This is a genomic window from Salmonella sp. 32082101201600294FB01SM01, assembly GCF_017572865.1.
Taxonomy (GTDB): domain Bacteria; phylum Pseudomonadota; class Gammaproteobacteria; order Enterobacterales; family Enterobacteriaceae; genus Salmonella; species Salmonella enterica.
Genome location: NZ_JAGESB010000001.1, coordinates 1,095,057 through 1,113,991, shown reverse-complemented (window position 1 = coordinate 1,113,991; position 18,935 = coordinate 1,095,057). Strand labels below are relative to the sequence as shown.

The window sequence follows — 18,935 nt, the reverse complement described above, 5'->3', positions numbered from 1 at the left end:
TATTGTTCGCATATTATTTTTCTTATCAGGTTTACGCTGTATTTTTGGAAAGATACCAACGTGTAATACGCACCATAAATTCATTGCCACAGGCAATCAACTCACCTTGCCCAATAATACGGTCATTTACTCTTATCGTCACCTCTGGCGCAAAACATCCACCTACAGGCAAAACGTCCCCCGTTTTAAGTTGCCGTAATTGTCCAATTTCCAGACTCGCACGTCCGATCTCAAAGAGCACCTGTTGTGGTATCTGCTCAAGTTCGACTGAAGACGTTCCGTCACTCTTTGACATTGGGCTCCCTGACGCAAGTAGCGTTTCGATATCCTGGACTAATTCGTCAAATTTCATCGTGTTATCCTCTGTCAGCAATACCCTTGCGTAGATTCCCCCTGGTAGTTGAATAGCAAAAAAACCGAGTCTGATGTCGCCAAAGCAATGAATCCGAACGCCCATGCCGATTTCGATAGACTCAAGTTCAATTAATGTAAGCTGGCACCAGCCTAAATATACAGGGACTACAATAGGAGGAGCAGGATAAATCTGTTGACGCTCAGCAGAAAGCTCTCCGACTATATTGCGCAAAAAACCCGTTGGCCATGTAAAAATAATGCTATGGAACTCATGTTCTTCAACTATCCATTTAATATGCAACGCTAGCTGATGTGGTAGATTACTGCAGGATGTTGGCGGTTCGTTCTGACAGAGGGTGGCATCACTGGCTTGCAATAACGGCGCCAGCCCCCATTCAGCTATTCCATATAGCAATTCAGGATCGATAGCCGATCGATTAGCGGTGCCAATTAACCCTTCACACCAGCGCTGCCAGCATTGTTCTGCAATCCACACCCTACCCAGCTCATTATGATAATTTATGGTAAATAATGTCCCTTGCTGTACTGGATATTGTTGCATACTCAATGTCAGCTCACCAATGGTAGCGCCTTGCGTTGGAAGCATCTCCACCCACGGACGCTCTTCATTCGCTATTCTTAACATAGAATATCTCCAGGGAAATTATATACCCCATATGCAGCAACTGAGACTCCAGCCACTGCTTTAGCGCTTTCATCGAACGGTAAATTTCATGATGAGGGACATTGATTCTTAACTGGATTAGCCCCCCTGATTCACATACTTCACACTCTACACCGTCAAGATAACCGCCACTAACACGATAACGTTGCGTGAAAACCACGTTCTTATTCAATGCTGCAGGAGGATTATTCTCACCAATGGGTAATGCCTGGTGCATGAGTTGTTCAAAGTCCATACGTTCCGCCTCCGCCTCGTTATCATCCTGATAAGACTGGCATGGCAACCCTAGACTTCCTTCAACTTTGGTAATACGCATCGCTTAATACCATAGTAATTTTTTCTTTCTTTTTCATAAGCGCATTAAAATTCTTCTGTAATTCGCTTCGCCGGGAGACAAGCTGCTGATACTGATTTTCTAACTGCTGCCGTTGCGTCAAAAAGCTCTGCGCCTGTGTGAATAGTCCGGCCATTTGTTGTTTCTTATCCAACAATAAATGACAAGATAACGTACCTTGCCAGCCCATTAATTCTTTCAGTCTGGTAGTCACTGCTAAAACGCGCGTCTGGCAAATCTGCTGTTCCGTAATAATCGCCTGTTGCTGCTGATCAAGTACGGTAAGTTTGCCGCGTAATTGCTTTTCACGCCGCGCGATTATCTCCAGCAAAGTTTCCATGATCACTCGGTGAGTATTTGGTGTAATTTTTCTATGAGTAGCTCGGGTCCGCATACTTCATCCTTACTTTGTCGCAAAAATGTGCAAATATCCGGATAGGTATCAATGGCTTTGTCAGTATCTGTATCAACTCCTCGCTGGTATTCCCCAATGCGTATTAACAGTTCAACCTCCTGGTAAAGCGCCAGGCGCCGTCGCAATATAGCCGCCAGTTGACGATGCTCATGGCTGGTAACGACTGGAAAAACGCGGCTGAGCGTTGCCAACACGTCAATGGCAGGATAATGCCCCCTCTCTGCAAGCCGTCGGGATAGCACAATATGTCCATCAAGCAGTGAACGGACTTCATCCGCCAACGGCTCATTCATATCATCGCCTTCCACCAGTACCGTATAAAATGCGGTAATACTGCCTTTTTCCCCCATTCCTGTACGTTCTAAAAGTCGTGGCAATGCACTAAATACGCCTGGCGGATATTCCCCAGAAACCGCGGTCTCTCCGGCGGCCAGAGCGATTTCCCGCGCGGCCCTGGCATAACGCGTCAGTGAGTCGGCAAGCAAGACGACTCGCTTTCCATTATCGCGAAAAAATTCTGCTATCGTGGTGGCCACAAACAGCGCCCTCACGCGCTCTAAGGCGGGTCTGTCAGAGGTTGCGACAACAATGACACAACGTTTTCGGGTCTCTTCAGACAGTGTAAAATCGATGAATTCGCGGACTTCTCGTCCACGCTCACCAATTAACACCAGAACATTACTGTCTGCGTCTGGAGCATTACACAGCATCGCCAGAAGCGTGCTTTTCCCCACGCCAGGAGCAGAAAAAATACCCACTCGTTGCCCTTCGCCACAGGTCGCAACGCTATCAATAGCGCGAATCCCCGTCATTAATGGTTGAGTGATAGGCTGTCGAACCATTGCGGGAGGAGGCATTGCATCATAGTCTTTCCAGCAGACGTCGGGCAGTTCGCGGCCATCAAGGGGACGACCAAAGCCATCAATGACTCGCCCTAATAACGCTTCGCCCACGGGAACCTGATGGCGTCGCCTTAAGGCCGTCACTTGCTGCCCGCAGTGAAGTCCGATAGTACTCGTAAAAGGAGATAGCAAAGCTTTGCTGCCATTAATCCCCACGACTTCAGCAAGTTCTTCTCCAGGCTTTATACAGCACAACTCGCCCATAAATACCCCAGGCAACCACGCATTTAACAACGTTGCGCTGACATCCTGAATTCGGCCCCATCGACAATAACCATCAGGGGGCGGATATTTCAGCCTCAGACGTTGCATCAATTCATTCTTCATTGTCCGCCAACTCCTCTTCGCTAAGGTCAATACTTTCTACCACTTGTATAAGGCTCTCCTCTCCTAATTCCTGCCATGACAAAATCGGTACGTCGAACAAGGTGGCTTCTGTAATTTTTCGCAAGAAACGTCGGGTGTCGACAGAAGTGACAATGAATAATTTGGCTGACTGCTTCAGCGCCTGCTCGATAAGTTGCAGGATCTGCGTCTTATGACGAGACGACAGCGCAGTATAGGTCCCCATTGCCGTCTGGCGAATGGATTCACGCACGAGGTTCTCAATACCTTCGCCGATCCGCAAAATCGGCAGCGGTTTTCCTTCCGGATTAAGACGACGCAGAATATGACGGCGAAGCGCGATACGGACATATTCTGTCAACATCAGGACATCTTTTTCACGTGGTGCCCAGTCAATTAAGGTGCCGAAAATAAGACGTAAATCTCTAATAGAAACCCGCTCTGATACAAGCCGCTGCAAAGTTTCAGCGATTTTATTAATGGGTAACTGGCGCTGAAGTTCTTTCACCAGCTCAGAGTAGTTTTTTTCCATCGCATTCATTAGATAACGCGTTTCCTGAACACCAATAAACTCTCCCATATGCCGAAGCAGGACACATTTTAATAAGGCAGAGATACGTTGGCTGCCCGCGAAAACGTCCAGTCCAAAACCTTGCGCCTTATGGGCCATGTCTTTTGTAAGCCAACATATCTGCCCCATCCCGTTCGGTAACGTCTGGCTATCACCCACCACACTGGCGTCCGCGCCTATCAATAAATAATCCGCCTGGGCGGGAATAGATAAACTAAATACGGGTTCCTGATATAGCAGTACCGTCAATTTTTCGGTGGGTTCAGGCAAAACCTCAATATTCACCTCAGGGAGAGGGACGCCGGTATCCTCAAATAAAAACCATCTCATGGCGTCAATATCACGAATCAGGTCGGCAGAATGTAACGTCGGGGTAAGACGTAAGATTAGAGGACATGCGCCGGGAACCATACTATCTTTTTCCGGCGCTTCGACGCCATTTGCGGAAACCACAGTCTTTTTGCGGCGAATGAGGATAATTGGCAATGCTAACAACGCTGAAAAGAAAGCGAGAGTAATAAAAGGAAAGCCAGGAATTAAAGCGAGGAGCATTAAAACCACAGCGGTTAATATGAGCGACTGAGGTTGTCTGGCAATTTGAGAACTCAACTCTGTCGCCAGGTTCTGGCGTTTCTCACCCGGAACACGGGTGACAATAATTCCCGCGCTAAGGGAAATCAGCAGCGATGGAATTTGTCCACATAAACCATCTCCGATTGACAGTACGCTATAAGTGTGAACAGCCTCACTCATCGACATATCATATTGTACGATAGCGATAATAATACCGCCGATAATGTTCACCAGAACAACAATAATACCGGCAATCGTATCGCCTTTAACAAATTTCATCGCACCGTCCATCGCACCGAGAAAGCGGCTTTCCTGCTGGACGTGCTGTCTTAATGTACGGGCATGGTCTGCATCGATAACTCCGGCACGCAAATCGCCATCGATACTCATTTGTTTGCCTGGCATCCCATCAAGCGAGAAACGTGCGCTAACTTCCGCCACCCTCTCGATACCTTTTGTAATGACAATAAACTGCACGATAGTAATGATGGTAAATACGACCAACCCAACGGTGAGATTTCCTCCTACGACAAACTTACCGAAAGCATCCACAATATTACCGGCATTATGTTGTAACAGTACCAGCCGTGATGTGCTGATTGTGAGTGACAAACGATATAATGTAGTAATAAGTAATAAAGACGGAAATACCGATAAATCGAGAGGGTCACTAAGATAAATAGCAATTAAGAGCAGGATCACTGAAAACATAAGGTTGATAGTAATCAGGATATCAACCATCCAGGTCGGCAAAGGTAACAGCATCATCACAATAGCGATTAATAACACCGTCGCCAGAACCATATCCTGCCGACCCGCGCATACACTGAGCCACTGTTGCGCCCTGGTTCCCTCACCTAACCATGAACGCATTGCGACTCCAGAAATTTTATTTGTCGATGATGTAATCGTAACCAGAGCTCGGCGGAGCTGGAAAGAGGAGGAGAACAGCTCATTGCAAGCCCGTCGCGCAACAAAAATAATCGCTGAGGAATACCCTGGAACGCTGCAGGTTTCCAGTGAGTTAAGGCTTTAAAAAGCAGATCTTCGTCTAAGAAGGTTTGCTTGAGTATCTGACATAAGTGAATACGACCGTTATGATAGTTTAGATAGGTTTCATATTGTCCTTGCCGCCAGAACATATTGGTTGCTAAAGGCCGTTCAGCCAATCCTGCTAATTGAATAAAAAGCTGAATATTACGTTCAGTAATGAGATCCCAATCCATCCTGCCGCCTCATGATGAGCCAGAACGCCAATTTACCTAAATATTGAAAGCCAGGTATCAGAATAAAACCTGATTTACCTTTACTTCACGAAGCGTTTCGAGAATTTGTTCACGTTGATCTTCGTCGTTAAAACAGTTATCGGGTATCAGCATAAACTGCGCATCAAGTTGTTGGAGTAGCCGATTGAACATCTTCGATGAAGAAACTATAGCGGTAAGTCTATCAAGCAACCAATCACTGAAAAGCCAGCGCTCACAAATAATATCGAGTAGTAGCGGCAGTAATGTATTAGGCGGCAACTGGCAAATCCACTCCTCACGCTGGCACTCTTTTTCAAGGCCAAGGAATAACAACAAACGACGCAAACGTACTAATGCTGCGGCCAAACGACTTTGCTCCGAGGGTTCGATGCATATGCTAAGTTCAAAGGCTATCGCTCTTAGCAAAATACGGACCCGTTCACAGCGATCCGGCCAGTCTGCCACGCGTCTGAACCACTGCGATAAGGGCATTTCATCGTTGTCTATCGCCTGTTGCATAAAACGCTTCAGCGAGGACAGCGTAGCGGTATCCACTTCGCCAAGTTCCAGTAAACTAAAAACGGCAAGTTCCCATCCCTCCTCCGCTGTAAGCGTATCCAGTTGCGATTGCAAATCGCGTTTTTTCTTTTTTGACAACCCGCCGGCAGTAAGCGCCATTGCAAGAGCGATAATTTGATACGCATTCTGTAAATCAGGATCACTATTCTCTTCGGTAAGCGGACGCAACGGTGCTCCATTATCCTCCTGTATTTGTTTTATCAAACGCAGCAAAGCCTGCTGTCTGCGCTCCAGTTTCTCAGCATCAGTGAATTTATAACTTTCGCGCAGTTTACCACTCAGCGCCATTCCTATTTCTTCCATCGTCTCATAGAGCGCTGCCCCCGTCGTTTCCTGTAACTCCTGGAGAGCTAACATTGAAGGCGAAATAACCTCTTGTTCCTCTATAACCTGGCCAGGGGTAAATGCTGTAGGGGGCGTCATTTTTATCTCATTAATTTTAATATTCATCGCTACCTCCTTTATCTTCACCATTACGTAACCATTTCAGTAACGCGTTGAAATGACGAGAAAGTGAAAATTCAACGGCATATCGTGTTGAGGAAAGTTCAGCCTGATCGGGAGAGAAACCAGACTCGATAATCAACGTAAACCGCTTGCCAAAAGTTTCACGCATCAATGCCTCTTTTTCAGGATGAATACGCAAATAAAGCGCTCCCTCTTCCGCCATAGCCGTAGCCTGGCGTGCCAGACGATGGCACATAACACTGTCTACCGACTGTTGGTCGAACCAGGCCAACAGAACCTGTTCTATACTATTTTTAATATGATGCTCTGCTTGATCGACCAATGAACGAAATTGATTTTCATCGTCTTGTAAATGTTTTACATGCTGTTCCAGCCATTCCACTTCCATTTTTTCCAGCGTATTTTTACGCAACCACGCTAGTTCTTGTTGCTGCTCAACTTTCTGTTCACGCTGATAACGATAGGCGTCTCGGATGATTTTTTCAGCCTTACGGTAAGCGGAGCTCACAATAGCATGTGAAACTCTCTTAGCTTGTTGCTCTTGTGCAAATAAAGTTAATTGTAATGTTATCCACTGTGACTCAATAATATTTCGAGCGGGTAGCTTATGGTTAATTTCCGTCAGTGGAAGTGAAGTGAAACTCATAGCAAATGCTCCATGAAGATAATCTCGGTAAGAGAAGTCTTCGGCCAAAGTATACGCTGCGGAGGGGGTAATAATACTAATAGCGCATGTAAAACCGCATCGTCATGCGCTTCCCGATTAAGAATGGCGGTACCGATCTGCAATGCAGTTTGTTGCATCACTTGCGGAGGAAGTAATTTGCCATCTCTTTGCCCCAACCAACCATATAGCTGCCAGATCTCATCCTCGCTAAACCACTGTAGAAGCAATTGCCGATACTCTGGTAGCATAAAATAGTCACTGCACCTGAGTTTGAATAATCCCAGCCCAAAGGCAAATGCCGATATACGCGGCGCAAGACGAACCTGCCGTTTTTGCCTGTCATTTAAACAGGCTGGAATAACAGAGCTTCCCCTTAGTCTATTTAACGCTCTGTCAAGAAGACGATCCAACTCGGGCCGATCGCCATAACGCCAGCAGTTTGAAGGATGAAAACCCAGCTTATCAAGCCATTCCGGTACAGCGTAACGAGCAGGTTGCCAGAAATAACGATAAAGTTGCAACACCTCGGGATCAGGTCGGCTCAAAAACGGCGTCTCAGGCAAAAATAGCCGATCAGGATGCCCACTCCTATTAACAGTCCTGTCAACGATAACATCAACTGATAAGGGTATTTCATCAACCACTTCTCCACCTTCCCTTTATTGGCGTTGATCACGTCCATAATCCAGAATGTTTGTTTCACGGGTACATCAGGTACCATTCTGAATTCAGCAGGCTGCATCAAGATACTAATCTTACTGTATTGCAACCCAGGAATTGACATTTCTATTAAATCTTTAATTTTTACCCGAAAGGCCTCCATATTGACCTGAGGTGAATATTTTATAAATACGGCAACTGAGCTCGGAGAAGCGTTACTTCCCTCATCATAAGTCGGTAGCGCAATGGTCACTTTTGCATTAATTACGCCCTCCATCTGACTCAGCATTCCTTCAATTCTTTGTTCTTTTAAAAAATTAATCTTCTGCTGTTCTTCCTGGGGTGATACCACTAACTGATTAGCCGGAAACATCTTATCCGCCGTTGTAAACTGCCGATGCGGATAACCGTTAAGTCTAAGTAGCTCAACCGCATTAATAAACTGCGACTGCTCGACACGTAAGGTTACACCATCCTCTTCCTGTTTTTTTTCCGCATCAATATGATGCTGCATAAGTAATGCCAGCATTTGATTCGCCTCATCTTCTGGCAATGAGCGATAAAGATCCACATCACATGCCGTAAGAAAGAACGTAAGGACAGTAAGAAATACTATACGCTGAACCTTCATGTCATGCTATCCAGCTTATTAAGCGCTTGCGATGCTGCGCCTGATATTCTGGCAAGATAATCGACGCCTACCGTTAACTGCATATAATCCATTTGTCTGGTCAACATAACCTGCGGTAATAAAGCACTGGCGTTACTGGTGGATGCATCATCTTTCAGCAATTGTTCAAAAAAATTAATTTGCTCCTGGCTCGGTTCTGCAGAGGACTTTACATAAGATTGAGTGCTTACAGGCACTACGCTCATATCAGAAATATTCAATTTTCAAACCCCTCATTTGGTGCAGGAAATAACAGACGCAGCGCCATAGCCTCTGGCAAATCAATATCCGATAAAATTTTCGCGGCTTTTAGCGGCTCATTTAAACCCGCCAACAATAATGCCAGACATACCAACTGTAATTTTTTATCCGGAACAATAACCGTTAGCGCTGGTAACATCGCATGTACCTGGGAAATCAGGCTATGGTTAACGCCCGCAAACATGATTTCCAGCAGCAACCGTCGAACATCGTCGCTAATAACTTCAGATTTTAGCAATGATTCCACTAAGCATATCCTTGATCATTTTGATCAGTGAACTTTCGTAATTAATAAATGTAGAATACTGCTGTAAGGCAAATTGCGCTTTAATCATCGATTCTGGGTTGAGCAAATCATTACCATTCATTTTGTCATTAATGGCCTGGCCTGCCTGGTGCGCCATGTGGGAGAGCATATCCACTAATTGTGCAATATCCATAATGCTTTTCCTTAAAATAAATACATCGTAAGGATACTGGCAACATAGCAAAATTTAGAAATCAATGAACATCCGGTATATACCTGAAAACGATTACTCCGGCGCACGTTGTTCTGGCGTCACTTGGGCCAGCAAACGATATAATGGGCTGCTGACCTGCATACCGGTCATTGCCATCCCATCCATACCGAAGCGAGTAAAACTCATTAGTCCGTAGGTAATATCATTAAAGCGCTCTAATAAATGAGGCTGTAGTCCCAAACTACCACTCCAGTATGAATGCGTCATTACCGTCGCGGTTAAGGCTAATCTACCTCCCAGGGAGACAGCTTTAGCAATCGCCATACTTTTGCGTTGATTGACAAAACAATTAGCAATACAAAAAACGGCATTGCCTATACTGTCGTGAGCCATAGGCAAATGATGTTTATGATGGTAGATAAGACAGGCGACATCCGCAATGGCAATAGCAAGGCCAATTCCCGCCAGGGCTAAGAGCGGTGCGCCTCCACCACTTAGCACTGTTAATGCTATTCCAGCGGAACAGCATAAAATCTGTCCGCCCAAAATGACCGTTTGCCAACTAAAAATTTCTTTTGGAAAACATTCTATCACTCGTTTCGCAAGTCCAGCCAATACCCGCTCTTTTCCTTGTTGAGGTCCTATTCTACCACTCTCTATATTGGTTTCCGGATGTGGCAATGAGGGACATGGAGGTGATTCCTCAGGCGCGTAAACAGGACGTTGCCCTCCTACCTGAGCATTTGGGCTAACAGGTTTCATGGTTCTCCCCGAGATGTATGACCAGAACTGTCCATTAATGCAGGTGTAGTAGCAGATTGACAGAGCGATGCCATTTGTTCCGCCAATAACACACTGGGATCGGCATGAAGTTCATCAACAGAATTTTCCCGATCGTCGCCAGAGCGGCGGGCAAGGCAATAATCCAGTACCGCACCTATCGCCGTCAGGCTAACGGAGGTAATTACACTCCCCATGTCCAAAGAGGCCGCAATATTTTCAGCGGCGGGCAGTGGAAACTGTAGGGGTAAAACCAACATAGAAATAGCGATTCCTGAACGTATTAATAAAGAAAGACAATTAGCAAGGGTGTTAGCGCAGTTAAGACTTGCCCCACATTTTAAGGCCAGCGCACTGACCACAAGAGCAACGCTATCACTGGCGGTTTGTAACGGCTCCTTTTGCTGACATATCAATTGATAATTATGATACGCACAGCAAGCATCCCCAATAGCAATCACGAGCGCCGCCCCCGCAAGAATAGCAATGGGTAATCCTGCCCCGCCAGAAATTACCGCTGCAGCAACCGATAACCCAAACACGACTGTCGCACCCAGCGCACGAATAGTGTATTGCATAAAATGTATCGCATAATCCCTCTGCTGCCTTATTTGTTCAGGCGTAAGCAGCACCGGGGCTGCGGGGGTACCTGGGGCTGGAATTTCAGGGGGAGGAAACGATACCTCCTTCGCTTGTATATCGGAAGGAGGGCTATTACCATCGACTATATTACTTGCCGCTGACGGAATATGAATTTTCATATTTCGTTCTGTTATTTAAGCAATAAGAGTATCAACCATTATTTGCGCATTCTGGCGAATCTCACTCCATGAGGCATCCGCATAACTCATCTTGATTGCGGTTTGAAAAGCCTCTCTCGCCAACCCGGGTTCCCCCATCATTTTGAGACAGACGCCCGTTTGGTAAACCGGTTCTGGATGGCTGGCATCCAGCATTAAGGCATGTCCATAGAAATTAATGGCCGTCGTGTATTCTTTAAGCATCATCCAGGTGCCAGCCAATGCAATATGGGCACGCCAACTCCATGGCTGGGCCATCACCAGCCAGCTAAAATCGATTACGGCGCGCGAATAATCCCCCTCCTGCCATGAGGCGTAACCACTGGCATAAACGGTTTCCGGATCAACGGATAATAGCTGTTTCAGAATGTCTTCGGGTATTTTATTTTTCTGATCTTCTTTCATCATCATACCTATTGATTGTTATTTTCACGTGATAATGATTTACGTCAGGAAGGTCATTTAAAAACGTCGCTGGATAAGATGCTCGGCGGATAAAACTGTCCAGTTATCGCCATCAAGCTGTGTAAAGGTCGCTCCCATTACTGTCAGGATGCGCAATAATTTCCTGCGTAGCAGGGCTTTTTTTTCATCCAGAACGTCGGTGATTATCAACATCTTTAAACATGTTAACTGCGGGTGATGCACAAATATCCCGCGTAAAAGTCCCAGTAAGTGAAACAATTGCTGTGGTCGAGGTTGCCCGGGCGTCAGGCGCCTGAACTCACAAATAATCATTTCTTTTGCCTCAATACGATAGATCACCAGGTAAGGCGATAATATAAACTGTTGCCCAAGTAATATGGCGGTCTCCCCTAAATATGCAGGCTCAGTAAACACCTGATGCCGACGCAACCATTGCTCTATTTCTTGCACCATATTTACCTCGTTAATGCCCGGAGTATTTCAGCAAGAACCGTGACCAGTGACGACCCCACACCGATGATTTGCTGCATAATTTCAGCCGCTTTCTCCATAATATCCATCAGGGATTTATTATAAGATTGGGCCCCATTTTGTTGCAGGTCGGCAATCGCTTTATCTTGATCACTTTGACGTTGCGCTACACCAGCCCCCAGGCCCATGACGCCCCCAGCTGTGTGGCCTACGGCTTGACCCGCTATAAGACCGGTTTCCCCGCCTACAGCCCCTAATCCTATCGTCAGCACTCCCGACAATATTGCGCCACCCGCAGTAATCATTGATGCTTTAAACGCTTCATCAATTGTTTTCATTTGCGTCTGTAAAACATTGACTTGCAGTTCCCAGCCCAGCCGTTGTTTTACTACGTTATAGCTGCGCATGATATCGCGCAACTTTTTGGCAAGCTCCATTAGCTTCGTCCAGATATCATCAAATAACAGAAGCATTGATTCAGTACCCATTCCCTCCCCGGAGGGAGCTTGACTGGAAGAAGGCGTTAACAAGGAAGGCGCTGGTAATACCAGTGCTACGTTACTCGCTTCCATATTTTTATCCTCAGATTAAGCGCGACAGCCAGCTATTCTCGCCTGAACGCTACTATAGTGATCAATGGTATCTAATACATCTCTAAGCGCGGCACCGCTACTCTTATAAAGCTCCTCTAAGCGTTTTTGTTCTATCTTTTTTTGGTCTTCCGTTTGTTGCATTATGAAATCCAGAAATCGTTGCTGAGTTATTAATTGCTCTATTTTCTTTTCGAGCTTCGCTTTTTCTGTGTTAACCATGCCAGTATTCATCTGACTGGCACCCTCGGTTGCACATCTGATAGCCTGTAAGCCTTTAAATGAACAATCCCTCAGTAAGGCATACAGGATTTTTTGGAACATATTCCAGAGAACTTTCTTACGAAAATTTTTTAACAGAAATTTTCCCCCTTCTTGCGCATATTTTTCCAGGGCTTCTTTTGCCGCTGCTTTTGCCATGGCTTTCACCCCCTCTTTCGTAAAGCTTTTTCCCGCGCTTCGCGTCATATTATTTTCTACCTCACGAGAAAACTCGGCAGACTCCTCTGCCATCTCATTCGCCATAACCATTTCACGTTCAAGCGGCTCAAATTGTTTGAGAAAACTTTCGCTCACTTCTTCGCCAAACTTTTCAGCCAACTCCTCTATTTCTGCTTCCCCTGCACCAACCATACGCTCAACCACTTCCTCGCCAAAACCGGAGTCAAGCACTTTTGCAGCTGCGCCAGATAAACCTCTCGTCGCCATAAAAGCACGGCCAATCTGGAAAACATCCAGTGCCAGCGCGACGGCTTCACAACCAAATTGAATCTTACTTGTCACGTCAATAATCGCCTGACAGGTATCGTGGTCAGCACCGCACATCATTGCCGTTTCGGCTCCGGCTTTAACCATTCCTGCACAACCTGCGGCTATATAAGCTACGCCGCTAGCCATTTCTGCGGGATTACCGGACAGAAAACCTTCCACAACCTTTAAGGCGCCAATCACGGTTTCAAATATGCCGGTAATCCAGTCAAAAATAGCGCCAAAAATGCCCGCTTTACGCGCTTTATCCTCCTGCTCTATCGCTTTCTGGATCTGCTCCTGATACTCCTTTACCTGCTTATCACGTAATGCATTTTGCACCTCAGTTGCCCGCTCAAGCTGTTGGCATAACGATTGAGCGTTATTACCAAAAACGCTGAGTATTAATGTCGTCATCATCATTGATAAAACCGCGGGATTGGTCTGCAAAAAGTCAGGCAATGATGGACGCTTATGATTTCCGGGTACGGCATCAAGCAGTTGCTTCAACGCATTGCTTGCCTCCTGAAGACTAATTTTCCCTGACAGCAGACACGCGGCGTTGCCATCGCCAAAAGTAGAATTCACACGATGCTGGCGCTTTCCCAGCGAACCCGAGGAAACGCAACTGACATTGCTTAAGTGATGATGTGTTAAGGCGGTTACTCCTGCGGCGCTATCGCTATTACTGTGAATTCGATTCATTTTTAGCTCCTGTCAGAAAGTTGCTGTAACATCTTTTCTGCACGTAGTCGGAGGATTTGATGTTCACTGACCTCGCCGCAAATACGCACCACGGCCTTTAGCGCTTTTATTGCATAACAGACGTTATCACACGCGAGATAGCATTCCGCTGCGGCCCATGGCGCCTGCGGCGCATCAATCTTAATTTGTGCCGCGCGTCCATAGGCGTATATCGCTTCCCCCCAATGTTTTTGAGCCTGGCAGCATTCCCCTAACCTAAACCAGTAGTCAAATGACCAGGCATCATATATCGTCAACAATTGAAAAAGTCGCGCTGCGCCGGCGAACTCTTTTACCTCCATAAGCTGCATGGCATAGCGATACAAAGTATTAAGCGGCTGTGTAACATCGTCATCCAACAACATACGCAGCGAGCCGCCACGCCGGAAAAATCGCATCGTGTCATGTGCCTGTTGTAGGGTCGGGTCTTTTTTCATGAGTACGTTTTCTGCGCTATCATACTGGAAATTTCCCCCCACTTACTGATAAGCCCTGTCAGTTGGGTAAGGACAGCGTTAAGCTCCTGAGACATTTTTTGAATTGTTATCTGCCCCTGACTCATAAGATCGGTATTCCGGTTGGCGTCATTATCCAAAGCCGCTTTGATCGCCTGTAGACCACCTTTATCCAGCTTCCCATGATCGCCATATTTAGCCATATATTCATCAATGGTCAGACCATCGATGAGAATACCGTGATCGCGCATGTATTTAATTACGTCATCAGGCACCTCCTCTTTGGTTTTAGCATCCCCTTTTGCTGCTTTAGCAATCACCTCATCCATCTCATTTGACTTTTCCTGGGTATTTCTGGCACGTTCAGCGTTCTTCTGGACTTCAATAAATTTATCGTTTGCAATAGCCTGAATAACCATAAGGAGAATAAGCAAAACACCATACCCTTCGGCAAACGGATTTTGCTGGGATAAGTCATCCTGCCCCCCGGTATCAGTGTTGCTAACGCCGAAACTATTTTTAAACACAATAGGGTTTTGACTTCCCCATAAGATGTTTCCTGAAGACATTATGCTTTACCTTTTTGTTTTTCCTGACGGTATCTCCACCGGGGCTTGAGCATTAAGTTGTTTCAGTCGTACTTCAAGTTGTTTAAACAAACTTACTATTTTCTTTAAATCCTTCTCGGCCTCCTGGTTAACCCCGGCAACGCCTTGTGGAAATAGGTTATGAAGAATACTCTCTGTCTCTCTGCTCTTTTTGGGGCTCTCTGCCCTTTCAGCAAGCTGTTGACTCACCTTAGCCCGGATTTGGTGAAATTTTTTAAGACAGTGATTTAGCTGCATGTAACTTTGCTCTAAATCACGATATTCACTAAACGCAGCCTTTTTCTTTATCATCATTCCCCTCCATATACACGATAGATAATTAACGTGCTAACTAAGAGCCTATCCCATTAGAGCTATTTTACTTGCCATTTTGGACCTGGGCAGTGCTCAAAATCCTCACGTACTACGTGTACGCTCCGGTTTTTGCGCGCTATCCGTGTCCAGGCTGGCTGCGCCAATTAACGCCTGGTGGGATAGGCTCTAAGATATTTTTACTTTACTCTTGCTCACTCACTACAAGTGCGCTGTTATGGTAACGATAATAAATAATGTTGATGATATTTTCGGCCTGCTCGATCGCTTCAAGCAATAAGGTGTTTTGCTGATATTGCTGCGGATCCTGTAACTTACCGTTGTTCTCTTCTAACTGTTTCCGGGCAGCCCTTAATTGTAAAATTATGCCTTTGGCCTCTTCACGCGAATGAAGCAGCAAATCTTCTAACCGGGTCAGAGTTGTCATTTTCCACTCACTTAAAATCTAATGGATAGTTAATCAAAGTATCATTATGTTTAATCGTTACCACATCGGCACTCAGATGGACAATTTCTCCCCCATTGGGTAACAATGCCCCTACACGTAAACGCTCTTTATTCGTCAGTAATAAGTAATTACCATGGCGACTCTGTACAAAGCCAGCCACTGACGCAGGCAGATACTTGCTTTCATCATGAGAAGGCGCAATATCCTGATAAATTAAAGAAAGAGCGGGGTCCTTTTTCTTTAATGCTGCTAACGTTTCTTGCAAAATGCGTTGATGAGATTCATCCAGTACACCACTGATAACAAAAGAGCGCCGCATTGGCGTAACATTGACAAGCCCCACTAAACCGTTCTCTATTATCGCAGAAATAATATCATCCCCCTGAGACTGATGAGAATGACTAATCTGCCAGTGCAATAACCCGGGAATATCTGCAAGTAATGGTTGAACCTTACGCCATTGCTGATCCATTTGTATATCATCATGAATTAACACGCTTCCCGGCCCTTCGCTGGATACTTCAGCATGCGGGTAACCCATTTTTATCAAAACATCCTGCACTTCTCGTACCAATAAGTCATCACAGATTACACCATCCCGATACATGACCCCCCATGATTCGAGAGTCGCTCTCACCTTTTGCATCTGTTCGCTTGACGAACAATATCCGGACAACTGCAGGCTTCCATCTTCTTTCCATTGCGCCCGCACATAATGAATATTGCTTTTGTCTAATAAAAACTTAACCCGCAAAGGTAAGTCATTTACCGTTTCAGGCTGACCGCCAACACTTAACAGGACACCCATTCCACCGATGAAAATCAAGAATACGCCAGTCAACCACCAGTACCCTGATCTGGAAACGGGTATTTGATAATCAGCAAGTTCACAATCCTGTTTACCAAACGCGATAGCCACTCCCGCAACCTGCAAAACCCCACTGGATGGTAGCGGTTTATTTGGATTAAATCTGCGGCCGTTAACTTTAACTCTGGCTTTCCCGGCATCAACAAATAAACTATCTGCCTGTTCTCTCAGAATAATTTTTTCATTTATAGTAAGCGGAATACAAATATCGCATCCTTTCTCCCCCAGTGACAGGTTACCTTCATTCAGCCATACTTCCCGGCCTTGTAAAACGTGACCTAAAAAACGTATTTTCCATGAGCTCTTTGGATTAACCATGAGATATGCCATTATTTACTACTGAGGCTTTAATCAAAAAAAGCCTGATTACACTATGCACTTGAGTCGTATCATTGCGAAACAAATGACCTACGACAGGAATATCTCCCAATAAAGGGATTTTGTTTTGCGAGTGGATTTGTTTACCTTGTTTAAATCCTCCCAGCAATAGACTTTGCCCGGCCAATAATGTGGCTTGCGAAGCAATTTCAGAATTTTGCACTTCGGGCAGCGGGTCTGTTTCGCTTTGCGTATCACTTTGTTGTCCATCCTGAATATTAAGATTAAGCATTATTTTTTGCGTGCCATTGTCATTTAACAAGCGAGGTGTAACGCGCAACAAAGAACCCGTAGTGATGGATTCAAGTTTAGCCACTTTTTCTCCCTGCAGTTTGGTATAGAAAGTAATATTCTTATCCAGCACAGCCTGGATATTATTTAAAGTCACCACAGATGGCTGGGAAAGTACATAAGCCTGAGAGCTTTTTTCCAGGGCATTCAAACGCACCATAAAGTTTGAGGTATCGCTGATTACCGTTGAAAAACCGCTAGCTCCACCGTCATTCAAACCTGTATTGAACGCAATTTTCTTGCCACCCAGCGACACTGCCGTTCCCCAGTCGATGCCTAACTGGTTAATATCGCCAGCATTAACATCGATAATTTTCACCGAAATCTCTATCATCTGCTGGCGTTGATCTAATTCTGTGATGAGTTTCCGATACCCGGCCATATTGGCCGCATAATCACGAACGATCACTGCATTCTGGCGTGGGTCGGCAGCAAACATGGGCAATGCCTGTGTAGCGGGTGAACCATTGTTCGTCGATGACGCCGGGACGCTGGTTTTACTCATCTCACGCAATACACTCACGACCCCAGGAACCACGACGGACTGATCGCGATATTGGTATTGGGTATCCATCGCAGTGGCATACTTAAGCGTATATATACTTACACTCACCGCACTGTCTTTTCGTTTGATTAACGCATTATCCAGCACTGAAGCTAATTGACTAATACGGGTCAGGCAACTGGGAACACCGCTCACCTCCACAGCTCTGGTACCGGTAATTTCTTTAACCTCGCATCCCGGTGATGAAAGGATATTCTGGCTGCGTAAGTAATGAATGAACCGCCCAGTAGATAAAATATTGAAAGTGATAACCTGATGTTTTAATAACGATGCAGGATATACATATAACATGCTACCATCAAACCAGGTAAGCAAATCATATTGTGCTGCCAGGTTATTCAAAATATCGACCGGTGGTCCAGGCGGAATTTTTCCACTAAATGTAGCTGTTATCAATGGGCTAATAGTAATAGCCGTATCATAGTTCTCTGAGAGCAGATGTAAAACCTCTGCTAATGGCATTTGTCTGGCATAAAGGGTGAAGTCATTACCTTTCCATGATAACTCATCACTCTTTGCCGTATTGAGTATAAATAGTAAAATTAAAATTAAACGTTTATTTACTACCATTTTATACCCCACCCGAATAAAGTTTATGGTGATTGCGTATTACATTTTTTAAAATGCAAGTTAAAGCCAGGTGTTTTTCTATCTCAATAGCAATAAGCTCAGAGCTACTACTTGTGGTATAATAACCGTTTAACCATCCTCCATCCGCTGTGAGCTGTATAGCATAATCATGGACATCCGGGTGTGCTGCAAGCAGTAGTGTCACATAGGCAAGACAAGGCTTAGGTAAGCTTTCCAGGTCATTTAAGAACAAAGAAATAGAAAATGCTTCTGAGAAAATTTCTCCTCTGGCAGGATGCCCATCAATAGTCATTATCCAGGATCGGCTATTACCTTCGGCCTTGATATCCTGAATTAATGGAATGCCTTTTAAAACTGCCAGCATGAATCCCTCCTCAGACATAAATGAGAGTTTCTATCAAATTCGCTCACAACCACATCCGTAAAAAGCCTGATTCACATTTATTTCGACTATACTCTTCTTGTACAATATCAGGATGCTGTCTACATACACCTTGTGACAGGCGATTCTATCATTCGGATTTTCCGATAAATTTACAATTACACTTTCAGTATTGACATAAAAAATTACAATTTGAAAAATTATTTATTAAATAAACTGTTACGATGTTTTTACATCGCCGCTTTATTAAAAAGTAATTGTAGTCATCGACTGGGTTATATATGAAG

Annotated in this window: 26 protein-coding genes; all 26 read right to left on the bottom strand. The window is 45.1% G+C overall.

Features of this window, described 5'->3' with window-relative positions; translation table 11 throughout:
• Window positions 1-31: 31 nt before the first annotated feature.
• Complete coding sequence (gene ssaQ, locus J4645_RS05410) at window positions 32-1,000, bottom strand: SPI-2 type III secretion system cytoplasmic ring protein SsaQ (RefSeq protein ID WP_000944198.1); 969 nt, start codon at window positions 998-1,000, stop codon at window positions 32-34.
• Complete coding sequence (gene ssaP / locus J4645_RS05405) at window positions 981-1,355, bottom strand: SPI-2 type III secretion system apparatus protein SsaP (protein WP_001223304.1); 375 nt, start codon at window positions 1,353-1,355, stop codon at window positions 981-983. Before ssaP ends, ssaQ begins: the two co-directional genes overlap by 20 nt.
• Window positions 1,336-1,713 (bottom strand): SPI-2 type III secretion system apparatus protein SsaO, encoded by a 378-nt coding sequence (ssaO, locus tag J4645_RS05400; RefSeq protein WP_000449093.1) that lies wholly within the window; start codon window positions 1,711-1,713, stop codon window positions 1,336-1,338. Before ssaO ends, ssaP begins: the two co-directional genes overlap by 20 nt.
• A gap of 2 nt (window positions 1,714-1,715) precedes the next feature.
• Window positions 1,716-3,017 (bottom strand): SctN family type III secretion system ATPase SsaN, encoded by a 1,302-nt coding sequence (gene ssaN, locus J4645_RS05395; protein WP_000787224.1) that lies wholly within the window; start codon window positions 3,015-3,017, stop codon window positions 1,716-1,718.
• The gene (gene ssaV / locus J4645_RS05390; RefSeq protein ID WP_001258230.1) at window positions 3,007-5,052 is read right to left on the bottom strand and encodes an SPI-2 type III secretion system apparatus protein SsaV; all 2,046 of its coding nucleotides are present in this window, start codon (window positions 5,050-5,052) and stop codon (window positions 3,007-3,009) included. Before ssaV ends, ssaN begins: the two co-directional genes overlap by 11 nt.
• Window positions 5,037-5,405 carry an SPI-2 type III secretion system apparatus protein SsaM gene (ssaM, locus tag J4645_RS05385; RefSeq protein ID WP_000383700.1) on the bottom strand — a complete coding sequence of 123 codons (369 nt, stop codon included), beginning with the start codon at window positions 5,403-5,405 and terminating at the stop codon, window positions 5,037-5,039. Before ssaM ends, ssaV begins: the two co-directional genes overlap by 16 nt.
• 57 nt (window positions 5,406-5,462) lie before the next feature.
• The gene (ssaL, locus tag J4645_RS05380; RefSeq protein WP_077908887.1) at window positions 5,463-6,479 is read right to left on the bottom strand and encodes an SPI-2 type III secretion system apparatus protein SsaL; all 1,017 of its coding nucleotides are present in this window, start codon (window positions 6,477-6,479) and stop codon (window positions 5,463-5,465) included.
• Window positions 6,445-7,119 (bottom strand): SPI-2 type III secretion system apparatus protein SsaK, encoded by a 675-nt coding sequence (gene ssaK / locus J4645_RS05375; RefSeq protein WP_000011206.1) that lies wholly within the window; start codon window positions 7,117-7,119, stop codon window positions 6,445-6,447. Before ssaK ends, ssaL begins: the two co-directional genes overlap by 35 nt.
• Window positions 7,116-7,664: a type III secretion system domain-containing protein gene (locus tag J4645_RS05370; protein ID WP_001531605.1), complete on the bottom strand. Its 549-nt coding sequence runs from the start codon at window positions 7,662-7,664 to the stop codon at window positions 7,116-7,118. Before J4645_RS05370 ends, ssaK begins: the two co-directional genes overlap by 4 nt.
• A 17-nt stretch (window positions 7,665-7,681) precedes the next feature.
• Window positions 7,682-8,431, bottom strand: a complete 750-nt coding sequence (gene ssaJ, locus J4645_RS05365; protein ID WP_000868146.1) for an SPI-2 type III secretion system apparatus lipoprotein SsaJ — start codon at window positions 8,429-8,431, stop codon at window positions 7,682-7,684.
• Entirely contained in the window at window positions 8,428-8,676 is a 249-nt protein-coding gene (gene ssaI, locus J4645_RS05360) for a SctI family type III secretion system inner rod subunit SsaI (RefSeq protein WP_001562742.1), read from the bottom strand. The genes ssaJ and ssaI overlap by 4 nt, the downstream gene beginning before the upstream one ends.
• An 11-nt stretch (window positions 8,677-8,687) precedes the next feature.
• Window positions 8,688-8,978 carry an EscG/YscG/SsaH family type III secretion system needle protein co-chaperone gene (locus J4645_RS05355; RefSeq protein ID WP_000444713.1) on the bottom strand — a complete coding sequence of 97 codons (291 nt, stop codon included), beginning with the start codon at window positions 8,976-8,978 and terminating at the stop codon, window positions 8,688-8,690.
• Window positions 8,956-9,171, bottom strand: coding sequence for a type III secretion system needle filament protein SsaG (gene ssaG / locus J4645_RS05350; RefSeq protein ID WP_000350226.1), 216 nt, complete (start codon window positions 9,169-9,171; stop codon window positions 8,956-8,958). Before ssaG ends, J4645_RS05355 begins: the two co-directional genes overlap by 23 nt.
• 93 nt (window positions 9,172-9,264) lie before the next feature.
• Window positions 9,265-9,954: a pathogenicity island 2 effector protein SseG gene (gene sseG / locus J4645_RS05345; RefSeq protein WP_023215681.1), complete on the bottom strand. Its 690-nt coding sequence runs from the start codon at window positions 9,952-9,954 to the stop codon at window positions 9,265-9,267.
• On the bottom strand, window positions 9,951-10,733 hold the full coding sequence (gene sseF, locus J4645_RS05340; protein ID WP_000690713.1) for a type III secretion systems effector SseF: 783 nt from the start codon (window positions 10,731-10,733) through the stop codon (window positions 9,951-9,953). The genes sseG and sseF overlap by 4 nt, the downstream gene beginning before the upstream one ends.
• 15 nt (window positions 10,734-10,748) lie before the next feature.
• Entirely contained in the window at window positions 10,749-11,183 is a 435-nt protein-coding gene (gene sscB / locus J4645_RS05335) for a SycD/LcrH family type III secretion system chaperone SscB (protein ID WP_000979963.1), read from the bottom strand.
• A 51-nt stretch (window positions 11,184-11,234) separates the two neighbouring features.
• Window positions 11,235-11,651 carry an LcrR family type III secretion system chaperone SseE gene (gene sseE, locus J4645_RS05330; protein WP_000249602.1) on the bottom strand — a complete coding sequence of 139 codons (417 nt, stop codon included), beginning with the start codon at window positions 11,649-11,651 and terminating at the stop codon, window positions 11,235-11,237.
• 2 nt (window positions 11,652-11,653) lie between these two features.
• A complete protein-coding gene (sseD, locus tag J4645_RS05325; RefSeq protein WP_023214679.1) occupies window positions 11,654-12,241 on the bottom strand; it encodes an SPI-2 type III secretion system translocon protein SseD in 588 nt (195 codons plus the stop codon).
• Window positions 12,242-12,256: 15 nt separating this feature from the next.
• The gene (gene sseC / locus J4645_RS05320; protein ID WP_001527831.1) at window positions 12,257-13,711 is read right to left on the bottom strand and encodes an SPI-2 type III secretion system translocon protein SseC; all 1,455 of its coding nucleotides are present in this window, start codon (window positions 13,709-13,711) and stop codon (window positions 12,257-12,259) included.
• A 2-nt stretch (window positions 13,712-13,713) separates the two neighbouring features.
• The gene (gene sscA, locus J4645_RS05315; protein ID WP_000711023.1) at window positions 13,714-14,187 is read right to left on the bottom strand and encodes a SycD/LcrH family type III secretion system chaperone SscA; all 474 of its coding nucleotides are present in this window, start codon (window positions 14,185-14,187) and stop codon (window positions 13,714-13,716) included.
• Window positions 14,184-14,774, bottom strand: a complete 591-nt coding sequence (sseB, locus tag J4645_RS05310; protein ID WP_000094427.1) for an SPI-2 type III secretion system translocon protein SseB — start codon at window positions 14,772-14,774, stop codon at window positions 14,184-14,186. Before sseB ends, sscA begins: the two co-directional genes overlap by 4 nt.
• 6 nt (window positions 14,775-14,780) lie before the next feature.
• Window positions 14,781-15,107, bottom strand: coding sequence for an SPI-2 type III secretion system chaperone SseA (gene sseA / locus J4645_RS05305; protein ID WP_000972855.1), 327 nt, complete (start codon window positions 15,105-15,107; stop codon window positions 14,781-14,783).
• A 202-nt stretch (window positions 15,108-15,309) separates the two neighbouring features.
• Window positions 15,310-15,552, bottom strand: a complete 243-nt coding sequence (gene ssaE, locus J4645_RS05300) for a YscE family type III secretion system co-chaperone SsaE (protein WP_000210202.1) — start codon at window positions 15,550-15,552, stop codon at window positions 15,310-15,312.
• A 7-nt stretch (window positions 15,553-15,559) separates the two neighbouring features.
• Window positions 15,560-16,771: a SctD family type III secretion system inner membrane ring subunit SsaD gene (gene ssaD / locus J4645_RS05295; RefSeq protein ID WP_023215619.1), complete on the bottom strand. Its 1,212-nt coding sequence runs from the start codon at window positions 16,769-16,771 to the stop codon at window positions 15,560-15,562.
• Window positions 16,752-18,245 carry an SPI-2 type III secretion system protein SpiA gene (gene spiA, locus J4645_RS05290; protein ID WP_000261286.1) on the bottom strand — a complete coding sequence of 498 codons (1,494 nt, stop codon included), beginning with the start codon at window positions 18,243-18,245 and terminating at the stop codon, window positions 16,752-16,754. The genes ssaD and spiA overlap by 20 nt, the downstream gene beginning before the upstream one ends.
• 1 nt (window position 18,246) lies before the next feature.
• A complete protein-coding gene (gene spiC / locus J4645_RS05285; RefSeq protein WP_001562740.1) occupies window positions 18,247-18,648 on the bottom strand; it encodes an SPI-2 type III secretion system protein SpiC in 402 nt (133 codons plus the stop codon).
• Window positions 18,649-18,935: the final 287 nt, after the last annotated feature.